This is a genomic window from Methylibium rhizosphaerae (genome assembly GCF_006386545.1).
In the GTDB taxonomy this organism is placed as follows: Bacteria; Pseudomonadota; Gammaproteobacteria; order Burkholderiales; family Burkholderiaceae_C; genus Pseudorivibacter; species Pseudorivibacter rhizosphaerae.
Genome location: NZ_SWAR01000001.1, coordinates 220,088 through 231,308 on the forward strand (window position 1 = coordinate 220,088; position 11,221 = coordinate 231,308).

At 68.6% G+C, this 11,221-nt stretch carries 10 protein-coding genes; 1 reads left to right on the top strand and 9 read right to left on the bottom strand.

Features of this window, described 5'->3' with window-relative positions:
- Positions 1-31: 31 nt before the first annotated feature.
- The 9 genes from hisS to E8D38_RS00965 form a co-directional block, all read right to left on the bottom strand.
- On the bottom strand, positions 32-1,369 hold the full coding sequence (gene hisS / locus E8D38_RS00925) for a histidine--tRNA ligase (RefSeq protein WP_140625832.1): 1,338 nt from the start codon (positions 1,367-1,369) through the stop codon (positions 32-34).
- An 83-nt stretch (positions 1,370-1,452) separates the two neighbouring features.
- Complete coding sequence (gene ispG / locus E8D38_RS00930; RefSeq protein ID WP_181178876.1) at positions 1,453-2,748, bottom strand: flavodoxin-dependent (E)-4-hydroxy-3-methylbut-2-enyl-diphosphate synthase; 1,296 nt, start codon at positions 2,746-2,748, stop codon at positions 1,453-1,455.
- 7 nt (positions 2,749-2,755) lie between these two features.
- Entirely contained in the window at positions 2,756-3,688 is a 933-nt protein-coding gene (locus E8D38_RS00935) for a helix-turn-helix domain-containing protein (RefSeq protein WP_140625833.1), read from the bottom strand.
- Positions 3,681-4,541, bottom strand: coding sequence for a type IV pilus biogenesis/stability protein PilW (gene pilW / locus E8D38_RS00940; protein ID WP_140625834.1), 861 nt, complete (start codon positions 4,539-4,541; stop codon positions 3,681-3,683). Before pilW ends, E8D38_RS00935 begins: the two co-directional genes overlap by 8 nt.
- A complete protein-coding gene (gene rlmN / locus E8D38_RS00945; protein WP_140625835.1) occupies positions 4,538-5,692 on the bottom strand; it encodes a dual-specificity RNA methyltransferase RlmN in 1,155 nt (384 codons plus the stop codon). The genes pilW and rlmN overlap by 4 nt, the downstream gene beginning before the upstream one ends.
- Before the next feature lie 55 nt (positions 5,693-5,747).
- Positions 5,748-6,173: a nucleoside-diphosphate kinase gene (ndk, locus tag E8D38_RS00950; protein WP_140625836.1), complete on the bottom strand. Its 426-nt coding sequence runs from the start codon at positions 6,171-6,173 to the stop codon at positions 5,748-5,750.
- 92 nt (positions 6,174-6,265) lie between these two features.
- Positions 6,266-8,248: a pseudouridine synthase gene (locus tag E8D38_RS00955; protein ID WP_140625837.1), complete on the bottom strand. Its 1,983-nt coding sequence runs from the start codon at positions 8,246-8,248 to the stop codon at positions 6,266-6,268.
- An 11-nt stretch (positions 8,249-8,259) separates the two neighbouring features.
- Positions 8,260-9,072, bottom strand: coding sequence for an SMC-Scp complex subunit ScpB (gene scpB / locus E8D38_RS00960; RefSeq protein ID WP_140625838.1), 813 nt, complete (start codon positions 9,070-9,072; stop codon positions 8,260-8,262).
- 252 nt (positions 9,073-9,324) lie between these two features.
- Positions 9,325-10,323: an RluA family pseudouridine synthase gene (locus E8D38_RS00965; protein ID WP_140625839.1), complete on the bottom strand. Its 999-nt coding sequence runs from the start codon at positions 10,321-10,323 to the stop codon at positions 9,325-9,327.
- Positions 10,324-10,373: 50 nt separating this feature from the next.
- On the opposite strand from E8D38_RS00965, the gene E8D38_RS00970 reads away from it, so the two are divergent.
- Positions 10,374-11,195, top strand: a complete 822-nt coding sequence (locus E8D38_RS00970) for an outer membrane protein assembly factor BamD (protein ID WP_140625840.1) — start codon at positions 10,374-10,376, stop codon at positions 11,193-11,195.
- The last annotated feature ends 26 nt before the right edge of the window (positions 11,196-11,221 follow it).

Genomic DNA, 11,221 nt, shown 5'->3' on the forward strand with positions numbered 1-11,221 from the left:
TATCAGGTGATCGGTGGGCGAAAAGCGCCGATTATGCGCGGAGCAACTCCGCAGCCCAGCCGGTGGGAGCTGCGAGCGGCCGAAGCACCTGCTCGCCTTCGCCGCGCAGGGGCTTGACCGCCACCATGCCCTGGGCCAGCTCGGTTTCGCCGAACACGAGTGCGTAGCGGGCGCCGCTCGCGTCGGCACGCTTGAACTGCGACTTCATGCTGCCCGGGCCGTCCTTGCCGCCCGCATGCTGCAGCACGCTCACGCCGGCCGCACGCAGGGCTTCGAGCGCCGCCACCACTTGCGGCAGCGGCGTGCCCGGCGGCACGACGGCGTAGGCGTGGGGCGCCGCGCCCGGCACCGGCAGCCCGAGTTCCTGGATGAGCAGCAGCAGGCGCTCGATGCCGAGGCCGAAACCCACGGCCGGGGCCGGCTTGCCGCCCAGCTGCTCGATCAGGCCGTCGTAGCGACCGCCGCCGCACACGGTGCCCTGCGAGCCGAGCTGGTCGGTCACCCACTCGAACACGGTGAGGTTGTAGTAGTCCATGCCGCGCACGAGCCGGGGGTTCACCCGGTACTCGAGGCCCACCGCATCGAGCATGGCGCGCACGGCGTCGAAGTGGGCGAGCGAGTCGGCCCCGAGGAAATCCATCAGCTTCGGCGCCGCCTCGATGAGCGCCTGCATCGCTTCATTCTTGCTGTCGAGAATGCGCAAGGGGTTGCTGTGCAGGCGGCGCTTCGAATCGGCATCGAGCGCGTCGGCATGCTGTTCGAAGTAGCGCACCAGCGCCTCGCGATGTGCGCGGCGCTCTTCAGGCTGGCCCAGGCTGTTGAGCTCGAGCCGCACATGCCGGCCTTCGACCAGCCCCAGCTCGCGCCACAGCGCGCGCGCCATCAGGATCATCTCGGCATCGACGTCGGGCCCGGCAAATCCGAGCGCCTCGACGTCGAGCTGGTGGAACTGGCGATAGCGACCCTTCTGCGGCCGCTCATGCCGGAACATCGGCCCCAGTGTCCAGATGCGCAGCGGCCCGTTGTAGAGCGCGTTGTGCTCGATCATGGCCCGCACGATGCCGGCGGTGGCCTCCGGCCGCAGCGTGAGCTTGTCGCCGTTCATGGAGTCGACGAAGGAGTACATCTCCTTCTCGACGATGTCCGTCACCTCGCCCAGGCCCCGCACGAACAGCGCCGTCGGCTCGACGATGGGCGTGAGCAGGTACTGGTAGCCGTAGCGGCCGAGCACCGAACGCACGGTGGTCTCGAACCACTGCCACAGGGCCGAATCCGGCAGCCGGTCCGTGCGCGGCACGGAAGGCGGCAGGATGTCGTTCATGCCCTTCACGGCCGCCAGCACGGCGGCCTTTGCTTTTTGTTCTGCCATGGGTGTTGTCCAGAGTTCGTGGCGCCACTGCCAGGCGGGCCGCCGCATCCGGTGCGGCGACGGCGCAGCCAACCCGCCGAGCGTCAATGGGCCGCGGTGGCCGCGCCGAAACGGCGTTCGATGTAGTCCTCGACGATCTTCTGGAAGTCGCGCGCAATGCCCTCGCCGCGCAGCGTCATGGCCTTTTCGCCGTCGATGAAGACCGGCGCGGCCGGCGCCTCGCCGGTGCCCGGCAGGCTGATGCCGATGTCGGCATGCTTGCTTTCGCCGGGGCCGTTCACGATGCAGCCCATCACGGCGAGCTTCATGTTCTCGACCCCCGGGTACCTGGCGCGCCAGACCGGCATCTGCGCCCGCAGGAAGTCGTCGATCTGTTTGGCCAGCTCCTGGAAGGTGGTGCTGGTGGTCCGGCCACACCCGGGGCAGGCCGTCACGCTGGGGTTGAAGGCGCGCAGGCCCAGCGCCTGCAGGATCTCGAGCGCCACCACCACTTCCTGGGTGCGCGATTCGCCGGGCTGCGGCGTGAGCGACACGCGGATGGTGTCGCCGATGCCTTCCTGCAGCAGCAGCGACAAGGCGGCCGTCGAGGCCACGGTGCCCTTGGTGCCCATGCCCGCTTCGGTGAGGCCCAGGTGCAGCGGATAGTCGCAGCGCCGCGCCAGCTCGCGGTACACGCTCACCAGGTCCTGCACGCCGCTCACCTTGCAGCTGATGAGGACCTGATTCGGGTCCATGCCAAGTTCGCGCGCGTATTCAGCCGACTGGATGGCCGAAGACACCAGCGCCTGGTACATCACCTGCTTCGCGTCCCAGGGCGTGGCGCGCCGCGCGTTCTCGTCCATCAGCGCGGCGAGCAGTTCCTGGTCGAGGCTGCCCCAGTTCACGCCGATTCGCACCGGCTTGCCGTGCCGCATGGCCGCTTCGATCATCTGGGCGAACTGGCGGTCGCGTTTGTCGCCCTTGCCCACGTTGCCGGGGTTGATGCGGTACTTCGACAGCGCCGCAGCACAGTCGGGAAACTCGGTCAGGAGACGGTGGCCGTTGTAATGGAAGTCGCCGATCAGCGGCACGTCGATGCCCATGCGGTCGAGCTGCTCGCGGATGGCGGGCACGGCCTGCGCCGCCTCGGGCGTGTTGACCGTGATGCGCACCAGCTCGGAGCCGGCAATCGCCAGCTCCTTCACCTGGATGGCGGTCTCGATCACGTCGACGGTGTCGGTGTTGGTCATCGACTGCACGCGCACCGGCGCATCGCCGCCGATCGTGACCACCCGGGAACCCCAGCTCACGCGGGCCTGGCGGCTGCAGCGCGCGGCGGGTTGGGCCGCCTCGATGAGGCCGGCGGTGTCGGTTTGCGGGTCTTGCTTTTCAGGCGCCATCACATCATCACTTCACTTCGAGGCGGGCGACGTTGTCGCGCACGAACGGTGTCAGCTCGACCGGCTTGCCGCGAAAGCTGACTTCGGTGCCCTCCGCGTTGCCGATCTTCAGGCGCAGCGGCATCGCGCCATCGAGCCCGACGCTCTCGCCAGCCAGCAGCGACCGCGAGAGAAGCACCTGGCCGGCTGCGTCGCGCACTTCGACCCAGGACTCGCTGCTCGCGCGCAGAACCAGCGGCCCCTTGGGTGCTGCTGTCGCGGCGGCCGCTTGTGGAGCGGCTGGCGCCGACGCATCCTCGCCCGGCGGCGGCGCGGAATGCACCGTCTCGACGACTGCGGAGCCCGCCGACGCGGCGCCTTCGAGCACTGCGTCCGGCGCGGACGCTGCGGCTTCGGATGCCGGCGGCGCCGCGGCCGGCACGGTCGTCGTCACCACTTCAGTGGCGGCTGGAGCGCTGGCGGAGCCGCCCGCGGGCAGCAGGTTGGGCAGCCGCCAGGTGCCGGGCGGGATGAAGTAGACCACGATCGTGGCGATGAGCAGCAGCGCCGGCCCCCACACGACGGGTCGCAGCACGACGCTGCGATCGAACCCCTCGACGCTGCCCATCCGGTCGCGGAACGGCTCGTTCAGGCCGCGGGTCACGTGCTCGAGCCGGTTCATCTGCGGCGGCAGCGGCAGCTTGGCCAGCACCGGCTCGGCGTCGATCTTGAGGGTGCGGCACACCGTCTGGGCCAGCGCCCGGGCGAAGGTGGCATCGGGCAGTTCGTCGAAACGGTCGGCCTCGAGCATTTCGAGCTTGCGAGGCGTGACCTTGATCGCAGCGGCCAGTGCGGCGATGTGCAGGCCCTGGGCCTGGCGCGCCTGGCGCAACATGCCGCCCGCGGTGGGTTCACCCGACGGGTTGCCGGATTCGGATCCTTCGGTCAGGGTCTCACTCATTGAAGCGCCCCTGCTCGAACGCCGCCGCCTCCCTGGAGCGCGGATACCTGGACCTCAGCTGCGAGCCGAGGTCGTTCGCGCCCTGGCGGTTGCCCAGGCGGTTCTCGATGCGCGCCGCCAGCCAGAGGGTTTCGGCATTCGAGAGTTCCGGGTTGTTGTTGACGCGACGCACATAGAAGCGGGCGCGCTCGTATTCGCCCTTCCTGTAGAACAGGTCGGCCAGGTTCACCGCGGTGGCGGGGTTGCCGGGATCGAGCTCATACGAACGCAACAAGGTCTTCTCGGCTTCGGCAGGGCGACCCGCGCGCGACTGGCACACCCCCTGGGCCAGCAGCGTGACGGTCACCCCGCGATATTGCGGCTGCCCCACCGCCTGCTCGAACATGCGGTCGGCTTCCGGGAAACGGCGCCGCTGGCAGAGAAACCATGCGTAGTTGTGCATCGCGCTGCCATCGCGTGCGTTCAGCTGCAGCGCCCGGCGGAAGCTTTCCTCGGCCAGCGCATCGTCGTTCAACGTGGTGTAGATCAGCCCCCGCAGGTTGTAGGCCTCGGCGGAGTTGGGGTCGGCTGCCAGCGCCTGCTTCAGCTCGTCGAGAGCCGTGTTCGTCTGGCCCTGGCTGTAGTAGGCAGAGGCCAGCTCGAGTCGGATGCGGGCGCGCTTTTGCGCATCCGTCTGATCGGAAGCGGTGGACAGGTCCGGCGAGCTGCCGGTGGGCGTGCGGGTCGTTTCGGCATCCGCATTGCTCGGGATGCTGGTCGTCGTGGTCGTTGTCGACACGCAACCCGCGAGGACCGTCACCGCGGCCGCACCTGCAAGGATCCAACGGCCCCTCGCCCATCGTCCCAACGTCATGTTCTCGTCTCCTGCCGTTGCTTGCCGGCCTCTGCTTGCGGTTTCTTCACGACCTTGATCGGCGCACGCGTCATGCGATTGCGGGCGTTGGTACGGTCTTGCACTTCGCCGGCGAGCTGGCCGCAGGCGGCATCGATGTCGTCACCGCGCGTCTTGCGCACGGTGGTCACGATACCTGCTTCGATCAGCACCTGGGCAAAGGCCTGCACGCGCGCGTTGGACGAGCGCTTCAAGCCGGATTGCGGGAAGGGGTTGAACGGGATGAGGTTGAGCTTGCACGACACGCGCCCGGAGACCAGCTTCACGAGTTCGCGCGCGTGTTCGGGCGTGTCGTTCACGCCATCGAGCATGCAGTACTCGAAGGTGATGAAGTCGCGCGGCGCCGCGTCGAGGTAGCGCACGCAGGCATCGAGCAGTTCGTCGATCGGGTACTTGCGATTGAGCGGCACCAGCTCGTCGCGCAGCGGATCGTTGGGAGCGTGCAGCGACACGGCCAGCGCCACCGCGCAGTCCTCGCGCAGGCGGTCGATCATCGGCACCACGCCCGAGGTGGACACCGTGACCCGGCGGCGCGACAGGCCGTAACCGTGATCGTCGAGCATCACGCGCAGCGCAGGCACCAGGGCGGCGTAGTTCTGCAGCGGCTCGCCCATGCCCATCATCACCACGTTGGTGATGGCACGGTCGCCCGGCTTGAGGCCGAGGCGCGCCCGCAGGGCATGCTCGGCATGCCACAGCTGCGCGAGTATTTCGCCGGTGGCGAGGTTGCGGCTGAAGCCCTGATGGCCGGTGGAACAGAAGCGACAACCGACCGCGCAACCCGCCTGCGATGAAACGCACAGGGTGCCGCGATCGTCTTCGGGAATGAACACCGTCTCGACGGCGTTGCCGCCGCCCACGTCGAACAGCCATTTGACGGTGCCGTCGGCCGAGACGTGTTCGCTGATCACTGCCAGCGGCCGCACCTCAGCGGCACCGGCCAGCTTGCTGCGCAGCGACTTGGCGAGGTCGGACATCTGCTCGAAGTCCGAGGCGCCCTTCTGGTGGATCCAGCGGAACAGTTGAACGGCGCGGAAGCGCTTTTCGCCGAGCCGTTCGCAAAACGCGGCCAAGCCGTCGAGGTCGAAATCGAGCAGGTTGGCCACGGTCATGGTCGTGTTCGGCAGGTCTCCTGGTTCGGGTTGGAGCGCCTGCCGATGTTGGGGTTCAGCGGCTGTAGACGTTCATGCCCGGGAAGAAGAACGCCACTTCCACGGCGGCCGTCTCGGGGGCATCGGAGCCGTGCACCGCGTTGGCATCGATGCTGTCGGCGAAGTCGGCGCGGATGGTGCCCTTTTCAGCCTTCTTCGGGTCGGTGGCGCCCATCAGTTCGCGGTTCTTGGCGATGGCGCCTTCACCCTCGAGCACCTGGATCATCACCGGGCCGGAGATCATGAAGTTCACCAGGTCGTTGAAGAACGGGCGGGCCTTGTGCACGGCGTAGAAGGCCTCGGCTTCGCCGCGCGACAGGTGAGCCATCTTGGCGGCCACGACCTTGAGGCCGGCGTTTTCAAAGCGGGTGTAGATCTGGCCGATGACATTCTTGGCCACGGCGTCCGGCTTGATGATCGAAAGAGTGCGTTCCACGCCCATGTTTCTTCTCCAGAATCAATGATTTAGCAAAGTTTTCGATTGTACTGCGCGAAGCGGTCTTGCCGATGACCGCTTTGACTGCCCGAAGCCTGTCAGCGGCCGCGCCTTCCACCACCGCCACCACCACCGCCACCACCGCCGCCTCCACCACCCCCCCGACGGCCACCGCCGCCCACCTTGCGGAAGAACGCGTCGGCGCCGATGTAGCCAATGGACGTCTGCATCGGGTCGGGCTGGCGCGGGCCGCCCTTCTTGTTGCCGCCGCCTTGCGGCCCGCCGTCCTGGCTCGGACGGCCGAAGCCGGCGTTGATGCGCTTCGAACCGGTGGCAAACCGCCGGTCGAAAGTCTGCTCGAGGGGGTTGGGAATGAACATCGGATCCTGCGGTTCACCGGCATCGCCCATCGGTTGCTGGTTCCCGCGACCCTGGCCTGCGCCACGGCGCTGGTTCTGCTGCTGGCCGCCCTTCTTGCCGCCCGGCCCGTTGCCCGGCCCCTTGGCCTGCTGGCCGCCACCCTTGCCCTGCTTGTTGCGGCGCCCGCGATTGCCGCCGCCGCGCTCGCCCTCGGCCTGGCCTTCCGCGTTGCGGGGCTCGCCGCCGGCCAGGCGCCGGATGGCGCGCACGTCGTCGTCGTCGAGTTCGACCCACACGCCGCGCTTGAGGCCGCGAGGGAGGACCACGGTGCCGTATCGGATGCGGATCAGGCGGCTCACCGCCAACCCCACGGAATCGAACAGCTTGCGCACTTCGCGATTGCGGCCTTCGGAAATGACCACGCGATACCAGCGGTTGGCACCATCGCCGCCGCCTTCCTCGATGGAGCGGAACGCAGCCTGCTGCCCGTCGATTTCGACGCCGTCCAGCAGCTTCTGGCGTGATTCGGCGTCCAGCGCACCCAGCACGCGCACCGCGTACTCGCGTTCCACGCCGAAGCGCGGGTGCATCAGCTGGTTTGCCAGCTCGCCGGAGTTGGTGAACAGCAGCAAGCCTTCGGTGTTGATGTCGAGCCGGCCGACTGACTGCCATTTGCCCTGCTGGAGCTTGGGCAGGCGACGGAATACCGTCGGGCGGTTCTCGGGGTCGTTGTGTGTGACCACCTCACCCACCGGCTTGTGATAGGCCAGCACGCGTGCCGGTGGCGGCGCGATGCGCAGCTTGATGGTCTTGCCGCTCACCTTGACCTGGTCGCCGAACGAAATGCGCTGGCCGATATGTGCCGGCTCGCCGTTGACCGAGATGCGCCCCTCCAGGATGAGCTGCTCCATGTCGCGACGCGAGCCGATGCCGGCCTGTGCCAGCACCTTGTGCAGCTTCGGCGCCTCAGGCTCCGGGCGCAGCACCCGCTTGGTCGGCTCGGCGTCCGCCTCTTCGAGAGGCTCCATGTCGTTGTCGTATTCGTCGGACTGCACCTCGGCGAAACGCTCGACGGCCAGCGCCTGCAACTGGGCGCCACGTCCGGCGCCACGCTGCTGTTGCGGCTGCTGTTGCGGTGGCTGCTGTTGTTGCGGCTGCTGGTCGCCGGCAGCGCGTTCGCCACGGCTGCGGTCGCGGCGACGGTTGCGGCCGCGGCGGCCCCGGCCTTCGCCTTCGGCGGCCGCATCCAACGCACCTTCCCCTTCGCCCTCACTGGAGTCCTCGGCCTCTGCCCGGCTTTCGCCAGCGTCGGTCGCCGCCACGACTGCTGCCACAACCGGCTCCTGCGTCAGCTCGGCACGCGCCGGTTCGGTCACCGGGGCGGGCTCGCTGCGCTGCGGCGCTGGCTCGGTTTGCCCGGTCACCACTGCGCTTTCGCTGGCCGCCACGGCTTCCTCGGCAGCCGCCTTGCGCCGGCGCGGGCGCTTCGCGGGCGCCGCCGCAGCCTCGGTCGTCGCAGCCGCGTCGGCGGCCTCAGCCGGTGGTGGCGAGTCCGCCGCGGCCGAGCCCTCCTGCACCGGCTTGTCAGCCGCCTTGCGGGTGGTTCGCCGGCGTCGCACCGGCGCGTCCTGCGCAGCAGGCTCCTGTGCTTCGTTGCTGGCGTTCGCCTCGCCGTCGTTGACTTCGGTGGGCGCAGGCAAGCTGTCGTCGGGTGCGTTCATGCGTGTGGGCGTCAAGCCTGGTGTTGTGACGATGGTTCATCGTCGATAGCTGAAGCTGCATCGTCGGCGGAAGGTTCCGCCACCTCGGGCGGCTTGTCCGCCGCAGCTGCATTGATCTCGTGGGCGCCGACCGTTTCGTCGGTGAAGGCGGCGGAATCCGCTGCCTCGGGAATTGCCTGTGGGGCGGCGTCGGGGCCGGCTTCGGAGGCAGCCGGCTCTACGGCCACTTCATCGCCCCCGTCTCGCGAGCTCATCGCATCGAGCAGCGAGGCTTGCTCGGGCAACGCCTCCTGCAGAGCCGCGGCCGCCGGCGCCATGCCATCGAGGGCCGGCAGTTGCTCGAGCGAGGCAAGGCCCAGGTCGTCGAGAAACTGGCGGGTCGTCGCATACAGCGCCGGCCGGCCGGGAGCCTCCCTGTAGCCGATCGCATCGATCCAGCCGCGGTCTTCGAGCTGCTTGATGATCTGGCTGCTGACGGTCACGCCACGGATGTCTTCGATGTCCCCGCGGGTGACCGGCTGGCGGTAGGCAATGATCGCCAGCGTCTCCATCGTGGCGCGCGAATACTTCGGCGGCTTTTCCGGATGCAGGCGGTCGAGGTACTCGCGCATCTCCGGACGGCTCTGGAAGCGCCAGCCGGTCGCCAGCGCCACCAGTTCGACGCCGCGCCCCTCCCAGTCGCGCACCAGTTCGTCGAGCAGGCTGCGCAAGGTGTCGGGATTGATCTGGTCGTCGAACAGCGTACGCATGTCGCGCAGCGGCATGGGCTGCTGCGCGCAGATGAGCGCGGTCTCTAGGACGCGCTTTGCATCCTCAGTGTTCATGGAATCCGTTTCACTCTTGGCGGCCGATCAGGCGGCCACGGGGCTGGAGCCTGGCGGGCATCGCACCTGTCGTACTGCCCCGTCTTCGAGGGTTCGGGGCGCGGCGTGGTGCGGATGCCGGGGACCGTTGCGGCTGGTGCCTGTACAGCAGGAGGGGCTCCGAACACCGCTTGGGTTCTTGAGGCAGAGGCCGGTTCGTGAGCCGGAACATCCATCTGCGCCAGGAAAGCTGGGCGCCATTGTACCGAAGCCTCAGGGCGTCTGGCAGATCTGTTGCCACGCCGCCATCAGGTCGGGGGGCAGCGGGGCTTCGAACGCAAGGGATTCTCCGTTCACCGGGTGAGCGAAGCCGAGCCTCGCTGCATGCAGCGCCTGGCGCCCGAGCCCCAGCAGCGGTCTGCCGCCATAGGTGGCGTCCGCCACGAGCGGGTGCCCGCGGGAGGCCAGGTGCACGCGGATCTGGTGGGTGCGGCCGGTGTGCAGCGCGCAACGGACCGCGCTGATGACATGCCCGCCCGCATCGGTCGCCACCGCCAGCCGCTCGACGTCGGTGCGCGCCGGCTTGCCCCCTCCCACGACAGCCATGCGAACCCGGGAAACCGGGTCACGGCCGATGGGCGCATCGACGGAAAACGGCCCCGCGGGGACCGCACCGTGGGCCAGCGCGAGGTATTGCCGCCGGACCTCGCGGGCGGCAATGGCGCGCACGAGCGCGGTGACCGCGGTGAGGGTCTTTCCCACCACCATCAGGCCACTGGTGTCCTTGTCGAGGCGGTGCACGATGCCCGCCCGCGGCAGCGTTGCCGCCTCCGGGTGGTGGGCCAGCAGGCCGTTGAGCAGGGTGCCCGACCAGTTGCCGGCCGCCGGGTGCACCACCAGCCCCGCCGGCTTGTCGATCACCAGGAGGTGAGCGTCTTCGTGGACGATGGCCAGGGCGACCGGCTCCGGCCGGAAGGCGCGGCTCTCGGCCGGCGGCACGAGGTCGATCTCGACACGCTGTCCGAGCAACAGCTTGCGCGATGCGGTGGTCGCCACCCGCCCGTCCACTTGCACGCGGCCCTGCTCGATGAGCCCCTGGAGGTGGCTGCGCGAGAACTCCGGCGCCATGGCCACCAGCGCCTTGTCCAGGCGTTGCGCATGGCCGGCGTCGTCCACGACGGCGCTGCGCCGCTCGGCTTCGCCGCCGGCGGGCTCGGCCGCCTCGGTGTCGTCGTCCGGGTCGCTGGGCAGGGTGGCGGAAGGGGCGCTCATATACTGTCGGCTCTTTGCACGAGAAGCGGCTCGGCCGCGGGTCGAAGTTGATGAACCTGTTCTGCTTGAAGGATCGCGGCCTGCACTGGCTGCGATGCGCGGTCGCCGTCGCGGCGGTAGGCCTTGTGAGCGCGTGCGGCTCGATGTCGAGAGACGAGTTCGCCGGCACCAGCAATGAAAAATTGTATGAGGATGCCCGCGACGAGATCTCCGCCGGCAACTACGAGCGGGCGATCAAGATGTTCGAGAAGCTCGAAGGCCGTGCGGCAGGCACTCTGCTGTCGCAGCAAGCGCAGCTCGATCTGGCGCACGCCTACTACAAGACAGGCGAGAAGGCGCAGGCCCTCTCGACCGTGGAGCGCTTCATCAGGCTGCATCCGTCCAGCCCGGCAATCGACTACGCCCACTACCTGCAGGGCCTGATCAACTTCAATGACGATCTCGGCCTGCTCGGCAAGCTCTCGAGGCAGGACCTCTCCGAGCGCGACCAGCAGGCCGCGCGCGACTCGTACCAGTCGTTCAAGCAGCTGATCGAGCAGTTTCCGGACTCCAAGTACGCACCGGACGCCCGGCTGCGCATGAACTACATCATCAACTCGCTGGCCGCCTACGAAGTGCACGTGGCGCGCTACTACTACCGCCGCGGCGCCTATGTCGCGGCCGCCAACCGCGCGCAGCAGGCCGTGCAGGACTTCCGCAGCGCACCGGCCGCCGAAGAGGCGCTCTACATCATGGCGCGCAGCTACGACCGCCTGGGTCTGGCCCAGCTTCGCGACGATGCAGAACGTGTGCTCAAGCAGAACTTCCCGGAGAGCGGCTTCCTGACGGGTGGCTTCCGGACGGAAGACAAGCCCTGGTGGCAGCTCTGGTGACGCGGCGCGGATGAGAGCCGCTGCAG